Below are 25,704 nucleotides of genomic sequence, written 5' to 3'. Positions count from 1 at the left end.
ATAACGTTAAATTTTTAAGCGTGCTAAATCTCAGCGGGCAGCAGCGCCATTTCCCGGCAGCCCGCGCATGCTCTTCTATACTCTTTTTACTTATCTTACCGGGAGGTTAGAACCACAATGGCAAAAGTTCTGGTGCTCTATTACTCAATGTATGGACATGTGGAAACCATGGCGCAGGCGGTTGCAGAAGGCGTGCAGCGCGTCAGCGGAGCCGAAGTGACTATTTTGCGCGTGCCGGAGAGTATGGATGCGGCGCGCTTTGCTGAGGTTGGCGGCAAGGTCGATCAGCAGGCAGCTGAGGCAACGCCGGACGATCTGACGCAGTATGATGCCATTATCGTCGGCACGCCGACCCGCTTTGGCAACATGTCAGGCCAGATGCGCAACTTCTGGGACCGTACCGGCGGGCTGTGGGCCTCAGGCGCACTGCATGGAAAACTGGCCAGCGTGTTTACTTCTACCGGTACCGGCGGGGGCCAGGAACTGACGATAACGTCAGTATGGACTACGCTTGCCCATCACGGCATGGTCATTATTCCAATCGGCTACGGCACTAAAGAGATGTTTGATATCTCACAGGTGCGCGGCGGAACGCCTTATGGTGCGTCGACGCTGGCAGGCGGCGATGGTTCACGCCAGCCCACGCCTGAAGAGCTGCAAATTGCCCGCTATCAGGGTGAACATGTCGCCACTCTGGCGGTAAAACTCAAAGGATAAACTCAACAGGAGATCATTATGTCTACAGACCAGTCCAGAGCACATCGCGTCGGCGAATGGGCGAAAATTCGTCAGACGTCCCCGGAAATTGCAGAAGCGATCTTTGAAGTTGCCAATTACGATGAAAAACTGGCAGAGCAGATCTGGGAGCAGCAGGGCAATGATGATGTGCTGATGCGCGCGTTTGATAAAACCGATCAGGATGTTCTGACATGGGACAACGTCCCTGTCGAGCGCAAAAACGTGTGAGAACCGGCGGGCATGGCCCGCCTTTTTTATGGCAACACCAACAGGGGGACGCGATGACGGCTTACCAGAGCATCAATCCGGCAAATAATCAGCTGCTGAAAAACTGGGAGACACATGATGACGCCCGGGTGTACCAGGCGCTCGAAACCGCAGATGCGCTCTACCACTCAGCCTGGAGCAAAGGTGACATCCAGCCACGCCTTCAGGTGCTGAGCCGCCTGGCCGATCTCATGGAGCAGCGCAAAGAGGAGCTGGCCACCATAGCGAGTCGCGAAATGGGCAAGCTGATTGGTCAGAGCCGTGGTGAAGTCAGCATCTGCATCAGCATTGCGCGATATTACGCTGAGCATGCCGCTGCTTTTCTGCAGCCTCAGCCCTACGCCAGCGAAATCGGGGAAGCCTGGGTGGAATATCATCCGATTGGCGTTATCGTTGCGGTTGAACCATGGAACTTCCCTTATTATCAGCTGATGCGTGTTCTGGCACCTAATCTGGCGCTGGGTAATCCGGTGCTGGCAAAACATGCCAATATTGTGCCGCACTGCGCGGATATCTTTGAGCAACTGGTACGTGAAGCGGGTGCACCAGAAGGTGCCTGGAGTAATTTGTTTATCTTCAATGAGCAGGTGGCGGATCTTATCGCTGACGATCGCGTTCAGGGCGTGGCGCTGACCGGCTCCGAACGCGCCGGCAGTGCGGTTGCACAGCAGGCGGGCAAACACCTGAAAAAATCCACTCTTGAACTGGGTGGCAATGACGTCTTTATTGTTCTGGACGATGCTGACCTGGATGAAGCGGTACGCCAGGGCGTGCAGGCACGTCTGAGCAACTGCGGACAGGTCTGCACCGCTGCTAAACGGTTTATTGTGCACGCGCAGATCGCCGAGGCGTTCATGAGCAAATTCAGCGCCGCGCTGCAGTCCGCTGTGCCGGGCGATCCGCTGGATGAAAAAACCACGCTCGGACCGCTCTCTTCCCTTGATGCGCGCGACCGGCTGGCGCGACAGGTTGAAGAGGCGGTAGAGCATGGCGCAGAGCTGCGCTTTGGCGGGCGCGTTATTGAAGGCGTCGGATGCTACTATCAGCCCACTCTGCTGACCGGGCTGACGCCCGATAATCCCGCTTATTATCAGGAGTTTTTTGGCCCGGTTGCGCAGCTCTATATTGCAGAGAGTGATGAGGCTGCCGTGGCGCTGGCGAACGATTCACACTATGGCCTTGGCGGATCTATCTGGACGCGGGATATGGCGCGCGCGCGCCGGCTGGCGTCACAGATTGAAACCGGCATGGTGTTTATCAATTCACAGAGTGACACCGCAGCTGAGCTCCCCTTTGGCGGGATAAAACGCTCCGGTTACGGGCGTGAACTTTCCGATCTCGGTCTGAAAGAGTTTGCCAATCAGAAGCTGGTGGTTATTGCCGGCTGACGACCAAAAAAAACCCCGCCAGAGCGGGGTTTTTTATAGCCTGCTGCCGGTTAACCTGCGGTAGCAGGTTGCTGAGCTGGCTTTGCCTCAGCGGCGGGTTTACCGGATGCCGCCTCCGGCTGCGCGTTTTGCGCTGCAGCAGCATCAGCTTTCGCTTTATCTTCTGCTGCTTTGTCCGCTTTCGCTTTATCAGCCGCCGCTTTATCAGCGGCGGCGTCTGCTTTCGCTTTATCAGCAGCCGCCTGTTCAGCTTTAGCTTTAGCGTTATCGTCAGCCGGTTTCTCTGCGGCAGCTTTCGCGTCCGGCGCATTGTCTGCTGCCTGCTGCGGCTTCGCTTCCTGCGCGGCCGCAGGCTGCATAGGCGTCCCCTGCAGTGCGCTGTTCAGCGCCGCAGAGAACTGCTCCCAGCTGCAATAGCCATTGGCATCAGTATCACAGCCGGCAAGCTGCAGCGTGACACGTTTTGGCGGATTTTTGAGGCTCAGCACATCTGCGTTACGCAGCTGATCGGCGGTCTGATAGACATACTCTATTTTCAGCAGATCTTTGTTATTTTTGCCATCGTGCCAGCGTTCAAATACAACCTGTCCGCCGATAGGGGTTTTCTCATCGTTGCCCGGCAGAGTGTAAGGCTTCACCTGCAGCGCGCTGAGCAGCGAGGCGATATTTGAATCGTGCCCTACCATCAGCGTTACTTTAGGTGCGCCGGCCTTATCTTCATCAACCAGCTGGCTGCGGATGTAATCCACCAGCGGTGCAGCAACTTCACGCGCAACCTCTGGCGAGCTGAAGAGCGCATCCTGATAACCGTTTTTGACTGACGCCAGCTCTTTCCACTGCTCAGGCGTTTTAATCTGCCCCCAGGCAACCTGCTCTGCCGGGAAACCTTCGTAATATTGCAGCGTGAACGCATCAACAATGGAATTACCGATTTTCAGCGGACCGCTGACGCCTGGCTCTTTGCCATTATCTGCGCTGAAAGTGTTATCACCGCTGTCCAGCGTGCACTGCTTTTTACCATTGCAGGCAGGCGACGATTTATAATCAACAATCTTTTCCAGACGCTGCAGCGCAGGCTTCAGTGCCAGCTTCTCATTCTCTGCCGTCATCGCCGCCAGCGCTTTTTTGTTAAACGCTTCGCTGTCATCGGTAATCACCGGATTAAAGATGGGATCCATCGTTCCCATGGCATCCTGATGCGTTACCGCAACGTCACAGCCAGGAAAGGCACCCGCAGCAAAAAACTGTGCGGTCGCAACGGTGCGCTGAAGGCTATTTGCATAAATGAAAACATCGCTGGTATCCGGGCAATTGCCGCCAGCCAGCAGCCCCTGCTGCGTCAGCCACTGACGGGTATATTTACCCATATAGACTTCCAGCACGCCACCTTTGGTGGTGAGTTCACCGCCCGGCACATCCCATTGCGGCCAGCTCTTTTTAGTGGATTGCTCCAGTGCGCTGCCGTTTGTCGCCAGCGGCGCACGCAGATTGTGACGGCTCAGCATCAGCACCTGCTGCAGCTGCATATCCCCTTCTGCTGCGGTCGCTGACAGGCTTACCGGAAGCGCCGCAACAACTGACAACGCGCAAAGACTCAGTTTTTTGATCATTGTGCCCATTCCATAATTCATCAGTGAAACACTCTGGCATTCAAACGATTAGCCCGCCAAAGAGCGAATTACCGCACAGTGTAACTCAGCTTGCTGACGAAAATCGCCCGCTGTTTATAAAAACTGTGAATGGACTATAGCAGCAAACGTCAGGGTTAGAGCAGCAGGAAGGGTCGGGGCGGGAAAAGCAAAAAGCCCGCATCGCTGCGGGCTTCTTTAAATTTGGCGGAGGAAGAGAGATTCGAACTCTCGGATGGTTTCCCATCGGCGGTTTTCAAGACCGCTGCCTTAAGCCACTCGGCCATCCCTCCGGATACAGATTGTACTTTATCTGCAGAGATAAAGTGGCGGAGGAGGAGAGATTCGAACTCTCGGATGGTTTCCCATCGGCGGTTTTCAAGACCGCTGCCTTAAGCCACTCGGCCACCCCTCCGCAATGAGGCGCACTATAAACATCCCCCAGGATGATGTAAAGCGGTGAATGAATCGTTCGGCTGAAAAACAGCCAGATTTGTTTTTTTTGCCGTCAAAAACAGCATTCTGCTTACTGAAACAGCAATTTATCGCGTAAAGATGGGTAAAACGCCTTTGCTGTTCTGAGCCCGCTGCGTATTCTCAGCGCATGTAAGGTGTCCTCTCTCTTTAAGGAGTAAATGATGGACAAAATTATCAGCTCATCACAGCAACAATCTCTGATCGGCACTCATAAAGTCCTGCGTAATACCTATTTTCTGCTCGGCCTGACGCTGGCGTTTTCTGCAGTGACCGCCACGCTGAGCACGGTCTATGCACTCCCCTCACCCGGCCTGATCCTGATGCTGGTAGGTTTTTATGGTTTGATGTTTCTGACCTACCGTCTGGCAAATAGTCCGGCCGGAATAGCAGCAGCGTTCGCCTTCACCGGCTTCCTCGGCTACTGCCTGGGGCCTATCCTCAGTTCATTTCTGAGCGCGGGTATGGGCGATGTAATCGCCATGGCGCTGGGCGGCACGGCACTGGTCTTCTTTTGCTGTTCAGCCTATGTACTGACTACCCGCCGCGACATGTCATTCCTTGGCGGTATGATGATGGCAGGCTTTGTCGTTCTGCTGGTTGCGGTCGTAGCAAACCTGTTCCTGCAGCTGCCGGCCCTGCATCTGGCTATCAGTGCGCTTTTCATTCTCTTCTCTGCAGGGGCTATTCTGTGGGAGACCAGTAACATTATTCATGGTGGCGAGACCAACTATATCCGCGCGACCGTTGGACTCTATGTCTCTCTCTATAACATCTTTGTCAGCCTGCTGAGCCTGCTGGGTTTCGCTAACCGCGACTAACGCTGCAGCGCACAAAAAGCAAACCCCGCTCTGGCGGGGTTTTTGCTTTTTCAGGCGGCGGGAATTTACAATAAGCGCAGATAACAGATGAGGAAAACGCGTGATTGTTAACGGCAGTGAGATTGTAACGGATGCAGAAGGCTATCTGACTAACCACGCAGACTGGTGTGAAGAGGTAGCGCTGGCGATCGCCCGGCAGGAAAACATTGAGATGAGCGAGGCTCACTGGGAGGTCGTCCACTTTGTACGCGACTTCTACCAGGAATTTAACACCTCGCCTGCAGTACGCATGCTGGTAAAGGCGATGGCGAAAAAGTATGGCGAGGAAAAAGGCAACAGCCGCTATCTGTTCCGCCTCTTTCCGGACGGCCCGGCAAAGCAGGCGACAAAAATTGCCGGCCTGCCTAAACCCGCAAAGTGTCTCTGATCAGCCAGTGGTAAAGCTGGCCGGTCGTTCGGCCGGCTCACAGGACTCAGTCACGACGTTGTCCACCCGCGCACTGCGCGGCCCGCCTGCCTGAAGCCAGCTGATTAGCGTTTCGACCTGCCGTTCCGGACCGCAGGCCAGCACTTCGACGCTGCCATCGGACTGATTACGGGCGTAACCGGTCAGGCCCAGCGCTTTCGCCTGCTGCTGGGTGTGATAACGAAAGCCCACGCCCTGTACCATGCCATATACCCGGATTGTGCAGCTGCGTTCAGCCATAGTGCCTTTCCCCTATTCCGCGTTGCAATTTGGCGCCATCCGCCGGAAAATAGCGCCTCATTTTTTCAGGTAAGCATAGCAAACTATGACCGTTCGATTGATTCTCACCAAGGGACGTGAAAAATCCCTGCTCCGCCGTCATCCCTGGGTCTTTTCCGGCGCCGTTGCGCGCATGGAAGGAAAAGCGCAGTCTGGCGAAACTATTGATATCTGCGACAGCTCTGGCAAATGGCTGGCACGTGCCGCTTATTCACCGGAGTCGCAAATTCGCGCACGCGTCTGGAGCTGGCAACAGGATGAATCAATCGATATCGCCTTCTTTGTTCGCCGTTTAGAGCAGGCGCAACAGTGGCGTGACTGGCTGGCGACCCGCGACGGACTCGATAGCTATCGCCTGATCGCTGGCGAATCAGATGGTATGCCCGGCGTAACCATCGATCGCTTTGGTCATTTTCTGGTACTGCAGCTTCTGTCCGCAGGGGCAGAGTATCAGCGGCCTGCCATTGTCTCTGCGCTGCAGCAGTGCTATCCGGAGTGCGCTATCTACGATCGTTCCGACGTCGCCGTGCGCAAGAAAGAGGGGCTGCCGCTGGCGCAGGGCCCGGTAAGCGGCGAACTGCCGCCTGCCCTGCTGCCTATTACCGAGCACGGTATGAAACTGCTGGTAGATATTCAGGGCGGCCATAAGACTGGCTACTATCTTGATCAGCGCGACAGTCGTTATGCCACCCGTCGCTATGCGCAGGACGCGCGCGTGCTTAACTGCTTCTCTTATACCGGTGGATTTGCCGTTTCGGCGCTGCTCGGCGGCTGTCGCGAAGTGCTGAGCGTGGATACCTCACAGGATGCGCTGGACGTAGCAAAACAGAACGTTGAGCTGAACGGGCTCGATGTGTCGCGGGCACAGTTCCTGCGGGATGACGTTTTTAAACTGCTGCGCCGCTATCGTGATGCAGGCGAAAAGTTTGATCTGATTATTATGGATCCGCCTAAATTCGTTGAGAACAAAAACCAGCTGATGGGCGCCTGCCGTGGCTATAAAGATATCAATATGCTGGCGATGCAGCTGCTTAATCCAGGCGGTATTCTGCTGACGTTCTCCTGCTCCGGCCTGATGGCTACGGATTTATTTCAGAAGATTGTGGCCGATGCGGCGCTGGATGCCGGACGTGATGTACAATTTATAGAGCAGTTCCGTCAGGCGGCCGATCACCCGGTAATAGCCAGCTATCCGGAAGGTCTTTATCTGAAAGGTTTTGCCTGCCGCGTACTGTGACTTGAAAACCCGATCCCTGCCCCCATATTTAGTGGCAGGTAAAGTTTTGGGAGGTCGCAATGATTGCCAGTAAATTTGGAATTGGACAGCAGGTCCGGCATCGTCTTTCTGGCGTGCTGGGTGTCATCGTCGATGTTGACCCTGAGTATTCGCTGGATGAGCCGGAACTGGATGAAGTTGGTGCAACGGAAACGCTGCGTGCCGCCCCCTGGTATCATGTGGTGATGGAAGACGAAGAGGGCGAACAGGTTCACACCTACGTTGCAGAAGTGCAGCTGGCAGGTGAAACGCTGTTCGAGCATCCAGAGCAGCCCTCTATGGATGAGCTGGCCGCCTCTATCCGGCAGCAGCTGCAGGCACCCAGCCTGCGACATTAATTATATCGGCGACGCAGGTCGCCGTTTTATTGTCTGATTCAGGCTGGCGTAATATTCAGACGCGGGATTTCAATCTTCGGACAGCGGTCCATAATCACCGTCAGGCCAGCATCACTTGCCAGCACGGCCGCCTGCTCATTGATAACGCCGAGCTGAAGCCACAGCGTTTTCGCGCCAATCGCAATAGCGTCCTGTGCCACCTCCCATGCCGCCTCAGCATTACGGAATACATCTACCATATCGACTTTACCGGGGATTTCTGCCAGTGAAGCGTAGGCGGTCTGCCCCATCAGCTGCTGCCCGGCCAGTTTAGGGCTCACCGGAATCACCTCATATCCCTGATCCAGCAAGTAACGCATCACGCCATAGCTGGGACGAGCCGGTTTGTCGCTGGCCCCCACCAGTGCGATACGACGGGTATTCATCAGCACATCACGAATTGTTTGATCGTTCATTCATTTCCCCTTCTCTTTATTGCCAGAGTGTAGCTGCCCTTTCCGCTCGCGGCGCAAGCCGCAAAGATGAAATGTTTGCGCCAGGGCACGAATAAATATGTTTAAATGTAAATTTAGTGCCATAATGAAATACTTTGCTACACATCACTGATTACCCGCCATATTTCGGGAGTAGAAATGAAGCTGTCACCGGCTGTCACAGGCATTATTGCGCTGCTTGTCACAGCATCCTGCCCCGCCATTACGCTTAAACTCGATCCGCAGATTGATTTGCTGGTGCTGGACGGGCGGAAAATTGCCGGCTCACTATTAAAAGGCGCAGACAGCCTTGAGCTGGAACAGGGGCAGCATCAGTTTCTGTTTCGCGTTGAGAAACCCTGTCCTGACGCAACCCATTTCCAGTCAGTGCCGATGATTGTCACATTTACCGCGGAAGCACACTCTGTGGCGATCCACCTGCCCTCGCTGAACAGCCGGCGTGAACGCAGCACGTTTAATAAGCTCCTGAACTTCAGGCTGATTGATGAGCGGGGCACAGAAATTGCCAGCCTGCGCGATCGTCTGCCGCAGAGCAGCAGCGGTGACATGATGCAGGCGATGATGGCTTACAACCGCGCAGCACAGACGGCATCCGTACTGCGCTTTGCTGCTCCTTCGGCGACAGCAGTAAGCGAAAACCCCGATTTTGCCTGGCAGGATGCCAGCGATTTGCCCTCAATACAGCGCTGGTTTAAACGCTTTGATGCAGCAACCCGTCAAAAGTTACTGAGCTGGATGAAAACGTTACGCACCAGCTAGCGCCTCACTTTTCCTGGCGCTGCCTGGCTCAGGCTTTACGCGCTACCGGTACACCCAGCTCACGCAGCTGTTCAACAAAGCGCGACGGACAGGCTTTATTAAACAGCAGCCACACCTGTTCACGTGCCCGCGTCATAGCCACATAAGCGAGGCGCCGCTCTTCCGCATCGGGAAAATCTTCCACGGGTGGCAGCAGCCCCTCCTCCAGCACCGACTCACGCGCCGGAGCCGGAAAGCCATCGGCTCCCTGATGGAGGCCGGTCAGGATGACGTACTCCGCCTGCTGACCTTTACTGGCATGGATTGTCATAAACTCCAGCTGTAATCCGGGCCAGCGCGTTTTTGCCCGGTCCAGCAGCGCCGGACGCAGATGATGGTAGCGCGCCAGCAGCAAAATCCTCTCTTCCGGTTTCGCAAATCCGCTGAGTTTGTCCAGCAGCCCCTCCAGCTGATCGTCCGGCAGCAGCGTTACCGCCTTTTTACTTCCTTTGCTCAGACTGGTGAGCGTTTTTTTCAGCTGGTGCGGATTTTGCTGGATAAAACCATTGGCAATGTCAGCAATGCGGCTATTGAAGCGATAGGTGGTATCCAGCACGCAGCTGTCGCCGTCGCCAAAATAGTGGTGAAAAGCGGTGGTCAGATTGAGCTTAGCGCCGCTAAAACGGTAGATTGCCTGCCAGTCATCGCCTGCAGCAAACAGGCTGGTATGAGCATTCTGCGCGCGCAACGCCTTTAAAAGTGCGGCACGCTGCGGCGAGATATCCTGAAACTCATCGACCAGAATATGCTTCCAGGGGCTGATAAAACGTCTTTTTTCCAGCACCTCTGTCGCCTGCTGGATCAGGCCGGCAAAATCAACGGCGCCCTCCGCTTTAAGCGCACTTTTCCAGGCTTTCAGCAGCGGAGCCATCAGTTTTATCCGCTTACTGAAGCTATCGCGCCACGCTTCCGGAACGGCCGCGATTGTTTCCGCCTGATTACCGCTCTGCATCCGCAGCAGGCCCAGCCACTGCTCAAGACGCGGCGCCAGCCGCTGCGCGATAGCGCTATCCTGCCAGAATGCGCCGTCCGGCAACGTCCACGCCAGATCCTCCTCCAGCCACTGACGCCAGCCGCTGGCCTGCGCCTTTTTAGCCGCGCACTGCTCGCGCCAGCTCTCCAGCAGCAGCTGGCGACGGGCAGCGCTGTCACTCTCCAGCTGGCTGATAACCGGCGGCTTGCGGCCACTCTCGCGAATAATATGCAGCGCCAGCGCATGAAAGGTACGCGCCTGCAACGCCTTTACGTTAAGTTGCGTGTCCAGGCGTTGATTTATCTCTTCTGCAGCCTCCCGGCCAAATGCCAGCAGCAGTATCTGGTCAGGATGAGCCAGTCGCCGCTGCAGCAGCCAGCCAGCACGTGCCACCAGCACGGCGGTTTTACCGCTGCCTGCACCCGCCAGGACCAGCAACGTCTCTTCACCATTAACCACCGCTTCTGCCTGCGCACGATTAAGCGGTGAGCGCTCAACCGTGGCGAAAAAATCCGGATTTGCCTGAATCACCTGCTCGCTCCAGCGACGGTTACGCTGGCGAATTGTGGCTTCGCCCTGCTCCAGCCACTGCTGGCAGCGATGCCAGCGTTCACGACAGTTATCCAGCGCCTCCAGGCGCGCCAGCGGCAGCGGCAGTGCCGCAATCGTCTCGTTAACCCGGGCCAGGATAGCAGCCAGCTCACTTCGCTTCAGCCAGCGATCCTCTGCGGTCAGCTGCGAAATATGCTGCAGCAGCTCATCCAGCACGCCCGTACTGATATGGCTCATTTCAGCGCTCCACTGCTGCCAGGCGTGCTGCAGATAGTGATAAAAACGCTGCGTCTCCTGCCACTCGGTACCATGCAGCCGCACCACCTGATTCTCCGCCAGCAAAAACTCCAGCTCGCCCCATACCAGACCGCGTTTGCAGCTGATATCCAGCAGCTGATTAAACGGAATAAGGTATTCATGACGATCGCCGCTGACTTCAACACCGGCGGTCAGCAAACGCACCCGGTTGTAAGGATGCTGCGCCAGACGTTTACCCATTGCTGTTGCTTTCAGTTCCATGTCCGCATCATCAGGTGAAATTCAGTTATTGCGCAGTTTACCTGTCAGACACTTGGCGCTCCAGCCTTAAAACAACGTAAACTTTTCAGAACAGGATGTTTATATTTACTTTTATTAAATTTTATATCTTTATAATAAGATACCTCATTCTTATTATTCATATGATAGCAAATTGGCAGCAGATATAGAAAAACCCGCTTTCGCGGGCTTCGTCCAATGCAGCTGTAAGGGCTGCTGTTCTTGATTTATATGCAACGGAACTCTATTCACCTCAACAGGGTAAACTATGATTTCAGTGAGTGATTCATGCGTCTTAAAAGTGCAGCTACAGTTGATATTTATGCACTGATAATACGCTCCTTTGTTTCCTTTGAAATATAACGGCTGCTTTCAGCGTAAGCAGCGGTGCTGCAGAGTGGGCAGTGCATCATGGTGGCAGTCCTGTAAAATCGAGAGGTGAAAGCAGTATGAATTTTTATTAACCAAACTTAAATTTGCAACTTTAAGTTTTATCTAACTCTTCTTCAATTATTTCCACTTTATTCTTCCTGATACTCAACATCGGACAACAGCACCTCAGACTCCAGCTGCGTCGTGTAGCCGCTGTCACTCAGGCTGTACTGATCAGACAGGGCTGCGCATCAATCACCGGCTTAAAGCCGCTGACCTTCACTGGCGTATAGTCGTAATCAATAAAGAGCTTGCCCGCCTTCGGTGACTCTTTATCGTTGGCGCTTTCGACATACCAGGCAGACGTGCCGATCAGATAGCCGGCGCTAACCAGCTCACGAAGCCTGGCGTTTATGCCCGCGACAATTTCCTTAACGAGCATCGGCGTCAGCGGCTTATCAATCACCCACATATGCGTGTCGGCCAGCACCTGCGCCGTGCGGGTGTAGTTCTCAAACTGGAAAAGCGGATCGTCGCTGCAGGTGCGTTTGCGTATGCCACGTCGGACTTGTTTGCAGAGGTATTCCACGCGATGAAGTCAGGCCAGATAACCATGATTTCGCGCTGGCTGAAATTCTGACGGTACAGCCGGGCCTCGGAAATAGTTTTCTACCCCCACGCCGACACGTAGGCGAAGGCGAGCAGCGCCTTCATGCCGGTGTACTGCCCGTTTTCGTCCGTGCCCCCGATGATGCTGGAGGGGGTTCGGCCTCGTCGGCACCTTCGGCCATGCACACCACGACCGTGAGGAGCTTTTACTGATCGGCGATGGCCTGGAGCGCGGCGGCGAGCGTGCCTTTTTTGCCCGCTTTGCAGATGGCGCTCTGCACGTTAGTGATCAGCACCGGCGTGTTCAGCGGAAACGCGGTCGCGTCCGCATCCTGCGCGGTGCAGACCATACCAACGATAGCGGTTGATACGGTGGAGATGGTGCGCGTGCCGTCGTTGATTTCGACGACGCGGACACCGTGATGATAATCAGCCATTCTGATGCGCTCCTGATAAAAGGTGTGCTCAGGGTGTCAGGTCAGCCGGGGCGCTGCATCTGAAGGGGGTTTGCTGAGCCGTCAGCAGACAGATTTATAATCTCCCGCTGCCGGCCTGCCGTTATGTATCTGTAAAGCGTCTTAACGGACACCTCAAGCACCAGGGCTATCTGCTGCAGCGTGGCGCCGTTCGCCAGCATTCTCTCAGCGCGTCCGATAATTTCAGGCGTCATTACCCGGCGCCTGCCTCCGATGCGCCCTTTTTCCCGCGCGGCGGCCAGCCCGGCGCGGGTGCGTTCGACGATCAGCTCGCGCTCCATTTCAGCAAGCGTGCCCATAACGTGAAAGAAAAAGCGCCCCATCGCTGTGCAGGGGTCGATGCTGTCCGTCAGGCTGCGGAACCGACGCCGCGCTCGCGCAGTTCTTCGGTGAGCATAACGAGATGTCGCATGCTGCCTCTGAGCCGGTCGAGCTTCCTGACGACCAGCGTGTCGCCCGCCTTCAGGGTCCGCAGCGCTCTTTTCAGGCCGGGCGTGTCCCGCGTCTTTTCGCTTTTTTTATCCTCGAAAATCAGCTCACAATCTGCACTCATGAGCGCATTGCGCTGCAAATCCGTGTTCTGGTCATTTGTTGACACCCTGATATAGCCGATTAGCACCGTTAACCCCTGCAAAATGCCGGTGAGTGTGCCAGCGGCTAACGCGTCAGGGCCAGGGGTTTCTTTCCCGTTAATTGAATTTAGGCAAATCAGCAAAACTATCAGTCGGGTTGCCTTTAACTAATAATATTAATTAGATCGTTACCTTAACAATTAAAAGTGGAATGCATTATGCTATCAATTTATAGTGAAATCCTGTTAATTTTCACTACTCACCAGACTAAAGCTCGCAAACAGTCAAGTCAATTTGACCAATGTCATCCTTAATTATTAACCGTCAGATTAATCAACATTCACTAACTTATTTATAAGTAGTACAACTTATAAATAATAAAAAATAAATTTTAGCTACTACAAGCAAAAGCTAAAAATAAATTCAGACAACTAAGAATCCAATGCTATTTTATTTAAATTAAAAATCATGCCGGGTATCATAACCGCTCAGCCAATCAACCCATAGCATGTAAGCATGAGCGACACATGCCATATTTTAGCCTAGAAAAATAAAATTTAAAAATACAAAAGCAGTGTAAATAAATAAAATCAGCAATACGGTCGTAGCAATCAGATAGGAAAATCTCTTCTCATCCACAGGAGATTTAACAAATTTATCTTTTAGCACCTCGTATTTTTCCTCAAGATCTCCACGAGTTACTGTACTAGTGTGCGGGTTATTAAAAGCCAGGTTTAATAATTTCCTGTTTTCCAGTTCCGAATGAACATCCCAAGGAACTAAGTTAACAACAATAAGCTGAGAATAATGTTTTACACTCAACACATGTTCTTGCAGCGTGACATTGTTAAGAGCTTGATTTGCACTCTCAAGATAGTGTAAAAACTCTTCAATATCTCCGGGGTTTACTAAGACATTAGACTTACCCTTGATACTATCAAGTGTCAAGGATGCTTTATTTAACAAGGACAGTGCGCGCTCAGCTTTTACTTTACTTTCAGAGGAACTTAATAATAGCATACCCCACACTGCCGAAATAATTAAGAAAAGAAGGCTAAATATGCTTTTTATGCTATTCTCGTTAAGTACTTCTATTATAGTTTCCAGCCTTGATTTAGGATCAGCCTTTTTATCAGGCTCACCTTCCATTTTTTTATCTGAACCTTGGTGGTTATAACTAGAAAAAATGATATTACCATTAATTAAAATATAATTTGAATATTGATATTTTAAGAGAGAATCAACATCCATGCTTGTATCAAATTTAAAATCATGCTGCGATGATTTTTCATAGTCAACGTGATAATTTGGCCTTTCCGATAAATCATTGTAATTATAATTGTAGTTAAGAAACTCTCTTGCATTCAGCTGAAAAGCTATAGACATTTCGTTTAGATTTTTGGAAATCATTAGATGAGAAGGTTTTATCCCATCCCAATGCGAATAGTCGTTAAGACTCTGCTCTGTTGTTAAAGATTTGTATCCACATGAGCACAAGATAAAAATTAAAAACGGCATTATTTTTTTCATAATTCATCCATGTCAGGTTTCATATCTATCTATTTTAATTAAATTAAAAAATGCAATTTTTAAGCAACACCAGGAATGCCATTCATTAAAAACCATAACAGATATAGCAATCAAGGTGGAGGAATCACCTTCCCCGACAGTGATCTGGATTTTTTAAACTTGCCACTGAAAGGAGTTAAGATTGACTGTAGTACTAACTCACACCATCCAGACCCTAAGGCCATTAGCCAATACAGAACTTTTACGCCAAAGCTCAATGGCTCACTATAATAAAATGCATAAAAATATTTCCTGACAGCAGGATCTATTCTCACCGATACTCAGTTCGCACCTCATGATTAAGCGCATAAAATATGATACTTAAATTAAAAATCCAATCAATATTTTCTATCTCGCATACGTAGAATTAAACAATACATATGAAATAAAGTCCACATTCAATACAACGCATGCTGTGAAAAAGAAAAATTTAGGTCGTCTTAACGTCGGTTTGATCGAAGCCCGCTATGTAATCAATCGAGGGCGTAACGCAAACGGCGTCTGGGCCATTTGGTCTGATGGGGCGATTGAATTATTTGGGTCGGGTGTCAACCCTATAATGGCCTGGCTACTGTGACCTATCCGATTGAGCTGCCTGAGGTTAGCCGCTTTATCAGTATCGCTGAGCGGCTAAGCGGCGATACGGGAAGCGCTAACTCAGCTAACTCTTCAATGATTGTTGATCAGCTGACAACATCAGCCGGGTTAAAGCCCGCTGCATAAGGGCAACGGACGGCATATCATCTTACGGCTTTGCATGGAGGGTTTATTATGCGCCTGTTTAATCCGGCAACAATGACAGAAATTATCCCTGGCCTGAACGACACGATTGGAGCCGTAGAGCTGCTCTCAGATAACTGGTTTTTCACATCATCGGAGATTCCGAAGGGTGCGATGTTGCGTGTCAATGAGAGGGGCGAGCCAGAGCTTAAGGAGATGGCTCAGTCCTGAAATGTTATTGCTTTGTCTGAATCAGGTCCGCACTTGCGGGCCTTCTGCCGCTCAGGCTGCGGGCGGCGTCGGCCATTTGATATCCGCTACAGAGTAAAATTCAGCAGCGCTGAGATCATCAATATAATCCAGACAGGCATTAAGGCTCGTTTTCTCCTGCTCGTTAATCTTTCCAGGCAGTAACTTTGTTTGCCAGATGCTAATTACGTTCTGCGCCTGATTAAGAAGGCTGGCTTTGCTCTGCTGCCCTGCTCTAAAAGCCTGGCATCCGTGGGCGGCGGGAGACCTATCCATGCCGGCAGCCCGTCAATGCCTGCAGCCATCATCTTGCCCTGCGGAGCAGCTGCCATAAACTCGACAGCATGCTGCTCACTAAGCGTGAACGCATCATCCGGCCATGTGTCAGCCAGCTGCTGTTTACAGTTTGCATTGAGCCGTCCGGCGACTTTGGAACAGTGACCTGCTTCCACTGCAGGATGAAATTTCGCTGCTCACCGTCAATCACGATAGGAATAGATACCCAGCCTGCATAGTTCATCATGGCCGATGCGGCAGGCATTTTTGCCCCTTCTCCTAAACCGAGGTTTTTAAGAAACTCGGCAACGTCCGCAATGTCGCTGCCGTTCTTCGCAATCTCCATCTTTCCGGACAGGGCATTCAGCACCGTAGTTGAGAATTCAGCGAGCCGAGGCCCACAAGCGCTTCGGCGGCGGCCACCTCAGGCGGCGAGGAGCCGGTCGGCAGCAGGCGGTCATTCATCCGAGCCTCCCACGGTCAGCAGATCGCCGGCTGCCGCGCCGTTTCCCTCGCGCGCCAGCACGGTGACGGTGACAAAGGCGGGCTGATGGCGGACGCATCCGCCACGCGGCCGTCGACGCTTTTCGCGTGATACTCATACGCTCCGGTCGGCCCGGCCACGCTCAGCCCCTCAAAGGCTGCCGCAATGCGGGCGCGAAAATCGTCGTTACTTTCCATCACGGCCGGCGTCGGCGGGATCGTCGTGTCGTCCGCCGGCGTAATAGTCAGGCGCTCAATGCCGTTGTTGGCGCCGAGCTGGTCGAGGTCGCCGTCCATCGCGTAGGGCAACATAACGCCCTTTGCCGCCTCGTTGATGCGCTCGCGCAGGATCAGCTCGCGGTAGGCATTTTCCTGCAGCAGCTTAACGATGGGTTCGGACTCCAGCGACAGCGTGCGGGCGATGGCCTCCTGCTGCTCTTCCGGATAGAGAGAAATCAGCGTGGCTTTGCGCTCTGCAAGCAGCGCCTTGCCGTTTGAGGAAAGGCTGCCGCCGGTATGCGTGATATCACCCTTCATCGTGCCGCCCTCCGTTACTTCAAGCTGCGCGGCTTTAAGCAGCTTCGTGCATTCCACCTCTGGCGCGTCGAACAGGATTTTTACGGCGGCACTGATGGTTGCCGTCTGTATGCCGGTCGCCGTCAGCGCGCCGCTTTTCGGCTCATACTCGATCACGGCGCCGTCAGGAAACGACCAGTGCAGGGCGTCCGCCGAGGCCGACGGCGCCGGGTTAGCGTCGGAGTAAACGCCGGGCAGCACAAAGCCGGTGTCGAGTTCGCCGCCGAGGCATAAAACGAGCACCTGCTCGCCCACCGATGGCGCGTTCCACGACCGCGTTTTGCCCGCGCGGGCGCTCAGCCAGTGCAGCCAGCCGGTTGTGTTATTTCCCGTGTCCACGCGGCACTTTCCGTCACTGAGGTTTACCTCTGACACGGTGCCGATGCGGATCAGGTTGCGCAGCAGGCGCAGGATTTCGGAGAGTTGTTCGTTCATATTTAGATTTTTATTTTCTTCACGAGTTAAAGCTAACTAAACCTGTTTGCTTAGTGATGAGTAAGCACGCAACACAATGATAAATTGCTTGAAATGCAAACAGCAGCGAAGTAAATTGCTTATAAGATTATTCTCACACAAGGAGCGGTCATGAATATAATTTCAATTTTTAATAACAAAGGTGGAGTTGGAAAATCGACTTTAACTTATCATTTAGGCTCAGCATTAAGTGAAATGGGGAAGAAAGTTTTACTGGTTGATTTAGATCCGCAATCAAATTTAACTTTGTATGGACTTTCAGAGCCTGAATTGGAATCGATTTGGGAAAAGGAAGATGCTTTTATTGATGATTTTTCTTCAGCTAAAAAATCTATGTCGTCAAAGGATTTTGAAGACTATCAAAAAAGCCATCACTCGATACACTACCTTTTGAAACCAGTCGAGGACGGTGAATCGGATGAAGCTGCCTTGGCTGCTCCGTTCATGCTTAGTGACAACCTTGGCCTTTTGCCAGGGCGTCTTACATTGCACATGTTTGAAAGTAAAATAGCTAAGCAATGGAGTGAAGCATTTTTAGGTGAACCGCAAGCAATAAGAACTGTTACAGCCATAAGAAAAAAATGTGAGGATTATGCAAAGGAATTTAATTTTGAAATAATTCTGATTGACACCTCACCAAGCTTAAGCGCCTTAAATAAAGTTATAATATCAACATCTGATTGCTTCATAATCCCATGTGCCCCAGATATGTTTTCAGACTATGGCATAAGAAACATAGGTAACTCTTTAAAGGTTTGGAGCAAAGAACTGCAAACAATGATCTCTCTATTAAACGATACTAAAAGAGATTACTTCCCCAAGAAATTTGTTAAACTGCTAGGATATACAATTTATAACGCAAGAAAACGTTCAGATGCTCAAAACGGTTTGAAAATAGCTGCGGCCCATGCCAACCATGCAAAAAAACTACCAGAAACCATCAATAATTTCGTCCCAAAAGAGTGTTATGATTTTCTAGCTGATGATGCGATATTTAAATCTATTGGTGAAAATGCTCTCATTCATAGCCATAATACGTACCCTGCAAGTTCTCAGAAGTATAAGCTTCCTATGTGGAAAGTTCCGGAAAGTCCCATCCTTGATGATACCGATGCTGGTACTATTAAGGCAGCTGCAAAAGATTATAGAGCAACGAGAGATAGTTATATTGCTTTTGCTGAGGATGTCCTAAAAAGATTGGAGGCGTTGAAATGAGTAATTTGAATGCGCCAAATATAAATAACTGCATTGACCATATAAACCGCAACATTCATCTTTACGAATTATTCAATGACAAAATAATATCTATAATAAATCGTGATAAAAGATTAAAAAGCTTGATTCATAGCTTTAAAAATAGATTTAAAGATGAAGAACACTTACGTAAGAAAATTATTAGAAAGAACCTAGAGGATCTAGGACGACCTGCTAAAGAGCAAGTTGGTCCAATTACACCTCAAAATATTATGAACCGCATTACAGACATTTGCGGCGTCAGGATCATACACCTTTATCAAGCTCAATTTGAAAGTATTCATCAAGCCATAATGGATTATGTAGAACAAGGCGAGATTTTTTTGTACGAACAACCTAAAGCATATACCTGGGATCCAGAGTATAGAGAGTCTTTCAGCGCATTAGGTTTAGACTCTATATTGCGTGGGAGTTTATATACCAGTGTCCATTATGTAGTCAAACCTAGAGCTGATAGTGATGTTACTTGTGAAATACAGGTTAGAACATTATTTGAAGAGGCCTGGGGTGAGATTGACCACACCTTAAATTATCCGACTGAAACTAATAACATTGCAGTCCAAGAGCAGTTAAAGGTCTTGGCTAGAATTGTAGGTGCAGGCACAAGATTGTCTAATGCCATTTTTAAGATATCTGAAGCAAGTTAGCCCAACAATAAGGCACCTCTGGTGCCTTATTGTTTCATTAATGCATTAAGTAATAAATATTTGATAGTTAACCCATCCATTTTATTTAACCCTAGTAATGGCCTAGGTGCATAATGCACCTCTTTGCTTTTGCGTGATGGGCGGTCACGCAGCCCGTAATGATGCACGCGGGCCATGCGCTGAACCTTCCCGACAAATCCGACGGCCGCCTCGCTGTCGGTTGCCGTGGCTTTCATGTATTTAGCGGTGCGCAGCTTCGCAAACATCTCCCGCTTTACGCGGCCTTTTTTGTTGCGTGCCGCCTCTGCCCGTCGGGGCTTAAACGGTGTCCCGTCCGGCGCCCGCTGGCTTTTGATGTTCTGCTGCTGACTTGCCCGCAGCTTTTTAGCGATGGCGCGCGCCATCTCTTTACGGGCGGCAGGTGACAGGTTATTTATCAGCGCGCTGAGCCGGTCGTCAAAAAGCTGCAGCCCGCTCATGGCTGCCACTCGCTGACCAGCGCCCCGCATGCGAACAGCTGCAGCGGGCGCGCGTCGTCGTCAGGCGGCGGATTTTCCCCCACGTGCTCAACGTGCAGGGTGTCGCCCACGCGCTTTACGATTACGCGCTCGCTCAGCTGCAGGTCAATGCTGATATCACTGGTCGTGTCGCTGATAACGTCGGCCTTAAAGGTAAAGCCCGCCTGCTGCTTTTCCTTCGTCGCCATCATGTCAGGCTCATTCAGCCGCAGCCATTCCAGCATCGGCACAATCAGCAGGTCGATATCGCCAGCGTAGTCCGTTATTACCAGGTTGAGCCGGTACTGGTACTCAAACGACAGCGAACTGGCGAGCGTTGAGACAATGCGCCCGCTGTCGATGAATACGTTCAGGCTGTCAGGGTTTCGCTGCAGCAGCGGGACGCTGCCGGTCAGAACCTGTCGCAGTTGTTGCGGTTTCAGCATCGTGTTGCTCCTGGCATTCTTTAATAATTTCCACCTGCAGCCCGCAGGACGCGAGCGCCGCCTCTAACTGGCGGTTATCCGCCGCCAGATCCCCCGCCGTTCTGAGGTTATTTGCCGGCACCGGGCAGCTTGTCACGCGCGGACAGCCAGTCAAGATAATCTCTGGCGCTGGCAAAGGCCGGTCGGGCGTGCAGCCGTACAACGTCGTCAGGCAGAGCTGCAGAAGACCACTCGCGTAGTAGCGGGTTTGCATCGGTTTACCTCTGTATGTGTGCCTCACGGGTCAGGGCGGCCATGCTGGCCCTGCCCTGCATGAGCCGCAGATTTCTGGATCCCGAAGTTTCAGGAGCTGCGCAAGGTTGCCAGCGGTATGTCGCTACACAAGAAGTGGCGCACGACGTACTTTTCCACGCCGTCGAGCCTGTCGCACAGCGCGTACCCGTTCTGGTCAGGCGAGCTGTTCAATAAGGGACGGCGCAACCGGGACGACCGCATCGAGCTGGACCTGTCGCACGCTCACCTGGCGAAAGGCGCGCTGTGCGGTGACGGGCAGTGGCGCCAGATTGTCACGGTTGAGGACGCGCTGAGCGGCGGCTGCAACCTGTTTGATATCGACCAGCTGCAGCTTGAGTACAGCCCGGCGGAATACCAGAACCTGCTGATGTGCGAGTTTGTGGACGACGAGGCGAGCGTGTTCCCGTTTGCCGAGCTGCAGACCTGCATGATCGACAGCCTGGAGGAGTGGGAAGATTTTAACCCGTACCTGCCGCGCCCGTTTGCGTACCGGCCGGTCTGGATTGGCTACGACCCCTCGCACACCGGCGACAGCGCCGGGTGCGCCGTGATTGCGCCGCCGGTTGTCGCGGGCGGCAAGTTCCGCGTGCTGGAGCGTCACCAGTGGCGCGGCATGGACTTTGCCGCGCAGGCGAAATCCATCGAGGACTTAACGAAAAAATACACGGTTGAGTACATCGGCGTTGACGCAACCGGCATCGGCCAGGGCGTTTTCCAGCTGGTACGCCAGTTTTTCCCGGCGGCGCGCGAGATCAAATACTCGCCCGAGGTCAAAACGGCAATGGTGCTCAAGGCAAAAGACACCATCACCAGCGGCCGGCTGGAGTACGACGCTGGCGCCACCGATATCACGCAGTCGTTTATGGCTATCCGCAAAACCATGACGGCCAGCGGAAACCGCTCAACCTATGAAGCGAGCCGCAGCGAGGAGGCCAGCCACGCCGATGTCGCCTGGGCCATCATGCACGCACTGTTAAACGAACCGCTTACCGCAGCCAGCGGCGGCGCCAGCCCTTCTATTGTGGAGTTTTACTAATGAGCAAACGCAGGGGCCGCAAGGCTCACACCGCCACCGCGCAGCCGGTACAGGCAGCCGCAGCACGCCGAGGCGTTTACCTTTGGCGATCCGACGCCGGTTATGGATAAGCGCGACATTCTGGATTATGCCGAGTGCATCGGCAACGGCCGCTGGTACGAGTCGCCCGTAAGCTTTCACGGCCTGGCAAAAAGTTTGCGCGCGGCCGTGCACCACAGCTCGCCGATTTACGTGAAGCGCAACATTCTGGCGTCCACCTTTATTCCGCACCCGATGCTGAGTCAGCAGGAGTTCAGCAAATTTGCGCTCGACTATCTGGTTTTCGGCAACGCCTTTGCCGAGTTGCGCCGCAACGGGCTCGGCAAACCGCTGCGCCTTGAGACGTCGCCGGCTAAGTTCACGCGCAGAGGCATTGCCGATGGCGCCTGTTGGTTTGTGAACGACTGGAAGGAGCCGCACGAATTTGCGGCCGGCAGCGTATTTCACCTGCTGGAGCCGGATATCAATCAGGAACTGTACGGCCTGCCGGAGTATCTGAGCGCGCTTAACTCGGCCTGGCTGAACGAGGCGGCCACCCTGTTCCGCCGCAAGTATTACCAGAACGGCGCCCACGCGGGTTACATCCTGTACATGACCGACGCCGCGCAGAGCAGCAGTGATATAGACCGAATGTGTCAGGCGATGCGCGACACGAAAGGGATCGGCAACTTCCGCAACCTGTTTATGTACGCGCCGAACGGCAAGCCGGACGGCATCAAGATTTTGCCGCTCAGCGAGGTGGCAACGAAAGACGATTTCTTTAACATCAAGAAAGCCAGCCGCGACGACCTGCTCAGCGCGCACCGTGTGCCGCCGCAGATGATGGGTATCATCCCGGACAACTCCGGCGGGTTCGGCGATGCGGTAAAGGCGGCGCAAGTTTTTGTAAGGAATGAACTCACACCTTTACAAGCAAGAATGAAAGAAATAAATGACTGGTTAGGGATGAATATAATATCCTTTACAAACTACTCATTATAAAATAGGCGAGCAAGTAGTTAAAATAATGTTATTGTAATATTTTGCCGCCTACAGGCGGCAAACGCTTCATGGATTAGAAATATATAACTCATCCTTATTTCCAATGTTTGAAATTATCCAACTGTTATTTTTTTCATTTTTCCAAGTTAATAACCTTAAGGCACGCCCAGCCTTGGTAATATGTGTTCTATAAGCTGTAAAGTGCTCAACTCTTCTAAGTTGGTCACTATCGTCACTACGATAAAATAAATTTACTTCAGACTTGCCAGTTTTTGCCAGGAAGTTAATTACTGCCTCATAGGTTGCAGAGCTATACCTTCTATCGGCATTCGCTTCATTTTCAATCAACGACTCAATAAAACAATCACCTATCTTAAAATCATCCCATTCTATGCTAGTATCTAGATTATTAACCTTTATCAATTTCTTAGCACCAACAAATAGTGATAATTTATAGTCTGCTATGGTAGTTGATTCTTTGTAAAGCTCAAACCCATCTAATTGAAGCAGGTAATCTTCAATGCTTGAAAATATCTCAACAGCAGAAGAGAAATCCTTATCATCTTCCTGTAAGGGGGGAAATGCATCTTTAATCTTCCCTTCGAAAATAATATTACACTTCCCCAAAGGATTAGTTGACTCATAATATAATATGCTGGTTTTCTCATTTGAAAATTGATTGGATATTGCATGCCCTAAAAGCTGTTCAATAACTTGCTTTCCTCTGTCATCCGAAAGAGAACATATGTCACCCTTAGGGATGGCCTCTTTTTCCCACTCGATTAACTGGTCGACATTTTTTTCATCAAACTGGATCGCTTTGCTTAAAAAAACGTTGACCATTCTAACTATGTCATCTGCACCAAAAACTGGCTCATCATCTAATTTAGCAACAACACGTTGAAAGATACTTTTACTTGGATAATACCCATTGTCTTGCATTTTTATAATAATATTGTTTTCAACAAAAAGAAAATCTAGGTCATCAGAATAAATTTCTGACAATAATCTCATACCGTGCACGGCTTTGTTGAAATACTTAGGCTCATAAAGAGCAGCTGAAATTAAATATTCAAAGTTTATGACTCCATTCATATTAAGCACCGCCTTCTTTTTCTTTTTCTTTTTCTTTTTCTCTTTTCCTTTTTAAACTTGCTTCATAAAGAATTCTCTCTATTTCACGATCTGTTTGATCAAAAAAGTCTTTTGGCCATTCAATGACACTGCCATACTTGTTTATCGAAACTGGTTGAAATTCTGAGTATCCTTTCTCTTTAGTTATAAAGTAAAGTGATGTTTCATCTTTGATTGATGTATTATCTTCCTGGGCTATTCTTAACCGAAGCCGATTTATCATGTATTCACTATGAGTTTCAATAATGCACTGTCTACGTGATTCAGCTAAAGCAATAAATAGATCACACAAACGCGACTGTACTTGAGGGTGTAAATGAAGCTCTGGCTGCTCAAATATTAAGATTTCATCTTCTTCAGACAATAAAAACATTAATACAATTGGTAAAACTTGACTTACCCCTACCCCTACATGAGTCAAATCCTGCCAAGACTCATGCTTATTAATTTTAACATTAATTTCATACCCTAACTTACCTCTATCACGTGTATAAAAATCTTCAATTACACCTAGATAGTTTAACCATTCAAGACATGCTGTCTTTAACGGCTTCATTCTCTTCTCAAAAAATAATTCACCATCAAAAGTTTTAGGTGATAAATAAGCTATAGGTTTATCTCTATATTTATGTAAAACCGCAGCCGTAAACTCACCTTTAAGTCCGACAGAACTCGGATCGTAGTGCCCTAAGGAAGAATAAATTGCTTGCGGCTCCATCCTTAACGGGCCAAGATACTTAACAGACCGCGTAAAATAGAAACTTAATATTTGCTCTAATTCTAAAAAAACATGTGAAGTAAATGTGGTTCGCTCACGTTGCTGTGGCATTAACTCACACCACTTATCTTTTAAGTAGTTTCTATTTTTATCTATTAATTCATATAAATTCTTTTTAACTCTCCCTTCAAGCTTTGATGCAAATATCTTCCAGTCACTTAAAGATATATATTCATCCCGAAAAAATGCTCTCGGCATTAAATTTGGCTTAAGAATATAAGTGGAATCAACAACATCGTCTTTAATTTGCTTGATGATAGCATCCCTATCAACGCTACTATCTTCATATTCTTTAGGGCTGAATATATTCGAGGGCACTGTTATAGAGTCATACATTTCTTGACGCTCACTTTTTATTAAATCAACCAGCAGCACCAAGAATGATTTAGGTAAAATACGAATTTCCTTTTCAATAAACTCCTTGCGCATTGTCCTTTTTTGCTGCGCCTCCTCAATTAAATCATTTATGATAAATGGACTTAGTTTTTTAATATAGTCATATTCTATTTCAATAGTGCTAGGAATTAGACCACCTTTACAACCTATTATTCGGTAATCTGGATAATCTAGCGCAATTCTGTTTTTTTCAGATGTATCAAAACAGTCAACAGAATAATAATTTTCTCGGTTGCTTTTATCATTAAGAGAAATTACAACTTTATCTGTCTCAATGCTATTCCCATTTTCATCTAGCACGGATAGACTTACGCTATTACTTAAAATTAATGGATGATACTCTTCCTCTCTTCTACTTGGTTTTTTGTTTCCATATCCAACTGTTATTTCTGAGGTAAATATCCTATTATTCCCTTTACCGAAAAACCTATCATTAACTGGAAGAGAGAATGCAAAAGTTATCTGCTCATTTTTCGATGAGTGCTTCTTAATATCCTCAAAAGAACCAAGTCTTACTAAGGGGCCATTAAGAGTGATTGAATCTTCTTGGTACCTATTGGAAAAGCTTTGACTTAGCATTAAAATAGCTTGAATTAAAGAACTTTTCCCGCTGCTATTAGAACCACATAAAATTGAAAAAGGATTCAAATTAATCGGGCTTTGCATTTCAATAGATTTAAAATTTTTGATAAATAACTCGTTAAGCATAATATTTTCCTTTGCGAAGAGTTTTACATAGAATACTGTTGTTTTGCCATGCGCGCAATGCTATCCCCGCCACGCCTGCCCGCTTTATG

Annotated in this window: 24 protein-coding genes, 2 tRNA genes and 7 pseudogenes; 13 read left to right on the top strand and 20 right to left on the bottom strand. The window is 50.3% G+C overall.

The features are described from left to right. The first annotated feature begins 117 nt into the window (after positions 1 to 117). Genes wrbA through B4056_RS05705 form a run of 3 tightly spaced genes read left to right on the top strand, consistent with a single transcriptional unit; the run spans position 118 to position 2,393 of the window. The gene (gene wrbA, locus B4056_RS05715; protein ID WP_065649652.1) at positions 118 to 717 is read left to right on the top strand and encodes an NAD(P)H:quinone oxidoreductase; all 600 of its coding nucleotides are present in this window, start codon (positions 118 to 120) and stop codon (positions 715 to 717) included. An 18-nt stretch (positions 718 to 735) separates the two neighbouring features. Next, a complete protein-coding gene (locus B4056_RS05710; RefSeq protein ID WP_039383674.1) occupies positions 736 to 966 on the top strand; it encodes a YccJ family protein in 231 nt (76 codons plus the stop codon). Positions 967 to 1,019: 53 nt separating this feature from the next. Then, positions 1,020 to 2,393: an NAD-dependent succinate-semialdehyde dehydrogenase gene (locus B4056_RS05705; protein WP_288654096.1), complete on the top strand. Its 1,374-nt coding sequence runs from the start codon at positions 1,020 to 1,022 to the stop codon at positions 2,391 to 2,393. 50 nt (positions 2,394 to 2,443) lie between these two features. On the opposite strand, the gene agp is transcribed toward B4056_RS05705, so the two are convergent. The 3 genes from agp to B4056_RS05690 all read right to left on the bottom strand — a co-directional run bounded on the left by agp (position 2,444) and on the right by B4056_RS05690 (position 4,436). Continuing rightward, positions 2,444 to 4,003: a bifunctional glucose-1-phosphatase/inositol phosphatase gene (gene agp / locus B4056_RS05700; protein WP_288654094.1), complete on the bottom strand. Its 1,560-nt coding sequence runs from the start codon at positions 4,001 to 4,003 to the stop codon at positions 2,444 to 2,446. A gap of 223 nt (positions 4,004 to 4,226) precedes the next feature. Next, positions 4,227 to 4,314 (bottom strand) — tRNA-Ser (locus B4056_RS05695). Positions 4,315 to 4,348: 34 nt separating this feature from the next. After that, positions 4,349 to 4,436, bottom strand: a tRNA-Ser gene (locus tag B4056_RS05690). 223 nt (positions 4,437 to 4,659) lie between these two features. Here B4056_RS05690 and yccA point away from each other — a divergent pair. Together yccA and B4056_RS05680 are read left to right on the top strand one after the other, a co-directional pair. Continuing rightward, entirely contained in the window at positions 4,660 to 5,316 is a 657-nt protein-coding gene (gene yccA, locus B4056_RS05685; protein ID WP_039383670.1) for an FtsH protease modulator YccA, read from the top strand. A 100-nt stretch (positions 5,317 to 5,416) separates the two neighbouring features. Next, on the top strand, positions 5,417 to 5,743 hold the full coding sequence (locus B4056_RS05680; RefSeq protein WP_094111453.1) for a TusE/DsrC/DsvC family sulfur relay protein: 327 nt from the start codon (positions 5,417 to 5,419) through the stop codon (positions 5,741 to 5,743). Here the strand turns inward: B4056_RS05680 and yccX are convergent, their stop codons facing one another. Further along, positions 5,744 to 6,022 carry an acylphosphatase gene (gene yccX / locus B4056_RS05675; RefSeq protein WP_094111454.1) on the bottom strand — a complete coding sequence of 93 codons (279 nt, stop codon included), beginning with the start codon at positions 6,020 to 6,022 and terminating at the stop codon, positions 5,744 to 5,746. It lies immediately after the preceding gene. Positions 6,023 to 6,107: 85 nt separating this feature from the next. Between yccX and rlmI the strand changes: the two genes are divergently transcribed. Beyond that, the gene (gene rlmI / locus B4056_RS05670) at positions 6,108 to 7,298 is read left to right on the top strand and encodes a 23S rRNA (cytosine(1962)-C(5))-methyltransferase RlmI (protein WP_094111455.1); all 1,191 of its coding nucleotides are present in this window, start codon (positions 6,108 to 6,110) and stop codon (positions 7,296 to 7,298) included. A 59-nt stretch (positions 7,299 to 7,357) separates the two neighbouring features. Next, positions 7,358 to 7,675 carry a heat shock protein HspQ gene (gene hspQ, locus B4056_RS05665; protein ID WP_039383664.1) on the top strand — a complete coding sequence of 106 codons (318 nt, stop codon included), beginning with the start codon at positions 7,358 to 7,360 and terminating at the stop codon, positions 7,673 to 7,675. A 38-nt stretch (positions 7,676 to 7,713) separates the two neighbouring features. Here hspQ and B4056_RS05660 read toward each other — a convergent pair whose 3' ends face one another. Beyond that, positions 7,714 to 8,130: a CoA-binding protein gene (locus B4056_RS05660; protein WP_039383662.1), complete on the bottom strand. Its 417-nt coding sequence runs from the start codon at positions 8,128 to 8,130 to the stop codon at positions 7,714 to 7,716. Between the two features lie 177 nt (positions 8,131 to 8,307). On the opposite strand from B4056_RS05660, the gene B4056_RS05655 reads away from it, so the two are divergent. After that, the gene (locus B4056_RS05655) at positions 8,308 to 8,928 is read left to right on the top strand and encodes a DUF2057 family protein (RefSeq protein ID WP_039383659.1); all 621 of its coding nucleotides are present in this window, start codon (positions 8,308 to 8,310) and stop codon (positions 8,926 to 8,928) included. 28 nt (positions 8,929 to 8,956) lie between these two features. On the opposite strand, the gene helD is transcribed toward B4056_RS05655, so the two are convergent. From helD to B4056_RS05625, 6 genes and pseudogenes are all read right to left on the bottom strand, one after another. Continuing rightward, positions 8,957 to 11,011, bottom strand: a complete 2,055-nt coding sequence (gene helD, locus B4056_RS05650) for a DNA helicase IV (protein ID WP_113655741.1) — start codon at positions 11,009 to 11,011, stop codon at positions 8,957 to 8,959. Positions 11,012 to 11,239: 228 nt separating this feature from the next. Beyond that, positions 11,240 to 11,442 (bottom strand): annotated as a pseudogene (locus B4056_RS05645) (ogr/Delta-like zinc finger family protein); the annotation flags it as partial. 239 nt (positions 11,443 to 11,681) lie between these two features. Then, positions 11,682 to 12,447: pseudogene (locus B4056_RS05640) on the bottom strand (phage tail sheath C-terminal domain-containing protein); the annotation flags it as partial. Positions 12,448 to 12,488: 41 nt separating this feature from the next. After that, positions 12,489 to 12,647: a hypothetical protein gene (locus B4056_RS05635; RefSeq protein ID WP_288654217.1), complete on the bottom strand. Its 159-nt coding sequence runs from the start codon at positions 12,645 to 12,647 to the stop codon at positions 12,489 to 12,491. A 114-nt stretch (positions 12,648 to 12,761) separates the two neighbouring features. Beyond that, positions 12,762 to 13,039: pseudogene (locus B4056_RS05630) on the bottom strand (recombinase family protein); the annotation flags it as partial. Positions 13,040 to 13,595: 556 nt separating this feature from the next. Continuing rightward, positions 13,596 to 14,588 carry a hypothetical protein gene (locus B4056_RS05625; RefSeq protein WP_113655742.1) on the bottom strand — a complete coding sequence of 331 codons (993 nt, stop codon included), beginning with the start codon at positions 14,586 to 14,588 and terminating at the stop codon, positions 13,596 to 13,598. Between the two features lie 810 nt (positions 14,589 to 15,398). Between B4056_RS05625 and B4056_RS05620 the strand changes: the two genes are divergently transcribed. After that, positions 15,399 to 15,578 (top strand): hypothetical protein, encoded by a 180-nt coding sequence (locus B4056_RS05620; RefSeq protein ID WP_288654089.1) that lies wholly within the window; start codon positions 15,399 to 15,401, stop codon positions 15,576 to 15,578. Between the two features lie 51 nt (positions 15,579 to 15,629). Here B4056_RS05620 and B4056_RS17020 read toward each other — a convergent pair whose 3' ends face one another. The 4 genes and pseudogenes from B4056_RS17020 to B4056_RS05605 all read right to left on the bottom strand — a co-directional run. After that, a complete protein-coding gene (locus tag B4056_RS17020; protein ID WP_376780637.1) occupies positions 15,630 to 15,872 on the bottom strand; it encodes a tail fiber assembly protein in 243 nt (80 codons plus the stop codon). 28 nt (positions 15,873 to 15,900) lie between these two features. After that, positions 15,901 to 16,218 carry a hypothetical protein gene (locus tag B4056_RS05615; RefSeq protein ID WP_233496311.1) on the bottom strand — a complete coding sequence of 106 codons (318 nt, stop codon included), beginning with the start codon at positions 16,216 to 16,218 and terminating at the stop codon, positions 15,901 to 15,903. A gap of 129 nt (positions 16,219 to 16,347) precedes the next feature. Continuing rightward, positions 16,348 to 16,844 (bottom strand): annotated as a pseudogene (locus B4056_RS05610) (baseplate J/gp47 family protein); the annotation flags it as partial. After that, positions 16,836 to 17,366: pseudogene (locus B4056_RS05605) on the bottom strand (phage baseplate assembly protein V); the annotation flags it as partial. The pseudogenes B4056_RS05610 and B4056_RS05605, both read right to left, overlap by 9 nt. Before the next feature lie 150 nt (positions 17,367 to 17,516). Here B4056_RS05605 and B4056_RS05600 point away from each other — a divergent pair. Together B4056_RS05600 and B4056_RS05595 are read left to right on the top strand one after the other, a co-directional pair. Then, complete coding sequence (locus tag B4056_RS05600) at positions 17,517 to 18,620, top strand: ParA family protein (RefSeq protein WP_288654086.1); 1,104 nt, start codon at positions 17,517 to 17,519, stop codon at positions 18,618 to 18,620. Continuing rightward, on the top strand, positions 18,617 to 19,306 hold the full coding sequence (locus B4056_RS05595) for a RelA/SpoT domain-containing protein (RefSeq protein WP_288654084.1): 690 nt from the start codon (positions 18,617 to 18,619) through the stop codon (positions 19,304 to 19,306). The genes B4056_RS05600 and B4056_RS05595 overlap by 4 nt, the downstream gene beginning before the upstream one ends. Before the next feature lie 26 nt (positions 19,307 to 19,332). On the opposite strand, the gene B4056_RS05590 is transcribed toward B4056_RS05595, so the two are convergent. Genes B4056_RS05590 through lysC form a run of 3 tightly spaced genes read right to left on the bottom strand, consistent with a single transcriptional unit; the run spans position 19,333 to position 20,502 of the window. Next, positions 19,333 to 19,785, bottom strand: coding sequence for a phage virion morphogenesis protein (locus B4056_RS05590; RefSeq protein ID WP_288654082.1), 453 nt, complete (start codon positions 19,783 to 19,785; stop codon positions 19,333 to 19,335). Beyond that, complete coding sequence (locus B4056_RS05585; protein ID WP_288654080.1) at positions 19,782 to 20,249, bottom strand: phage tail protein; 468 nt, start codon at positions 20,247 to 20,249, stop codon at positions 19,782 to 19,784. Before B4056_RS05585 ends, B4056_RS05590 begins: the two co-directional genes overlap by 4 nt. After that, positions 20,182 to 20,502, bottom strand: a complete 321-nt coding sequence (gene lysC / locus B4056_RS05580) for an Rz1-like lysis system protein LysC (RefSeq protein WP_288654077.1) — start codon at positions 20,500 to 20,502, stop codon at positions 20,182 to 20,184. The genes B4056_RS05585 and lysC overlap by 68 nt, the downstream gene beginning before the upstream one ends. Positions 20,503 to 20,574: 72 nt before the next feature. Here lysC and B4056_RS05575 point away from each other — a divergent pair. Continuing rightward, positions 20,575 to 21,579: pseudogene (locus tag B4056_RS05575) on the top strand (terminase large subunit domain-containing protein); the annotation flags it as partial. Continuing rightward, positions 21,579 to 22,599: pseudogene (locus tag B4056_RS05570) on the top strand (phage portal protein). The pseudogenes B4056_RS05575 and B4056_RS05570, both read left to right, overlap by 1 nt. A 66-nt stretch (positions 22,600 to 22,665) precedes the next feature. Here the strand turns inward: B4056_RS05570 and B4056_RS05565 are convergent. Together B4056_RS05565 and B4056_RS05560 are read right to left on the bottom strand one after the other, a co-directional pair. Beyond that, a complete protein-coding gene (locus B4056_RS05565; RefSeq protein ID WP_288654074.1) occupies positions 22,666 to 23,694 on the bottom strand; it encodes a hypothetical protein in 1,029 nt (342 codons plus the stop codon). A gap of 1 nt (position 23,695) precedes the next feature. Next, positions 23,696 to 25,615, bottom strand: a complete 1,920-nt coding sequence (locus B4056_RS05560; protein ID WP_288654072.1) for an AAA family ATPase — start codon at positions 25,613 to 25,615, stop codon at positions 23,696 to 23,698. Between the last annotated feature and the right edge of the window lie 89 nt (positions 25,616 to 25,704).

Origin of the sequence: Pantoea sp. UBA7232, from assembly GCF_002473195.1 — a bacterium.
GTDB lineage: Bacteria > Pseudomonadota > Gammaproteobacteria > Enterobacterales > Enterobacteriaceae > Pantoea > Pantoea eucrina.
Note: the sequence above shows the minus strand (reverse complement) of the source record. Positions and strands in the feature narration are given on the sequence as shown.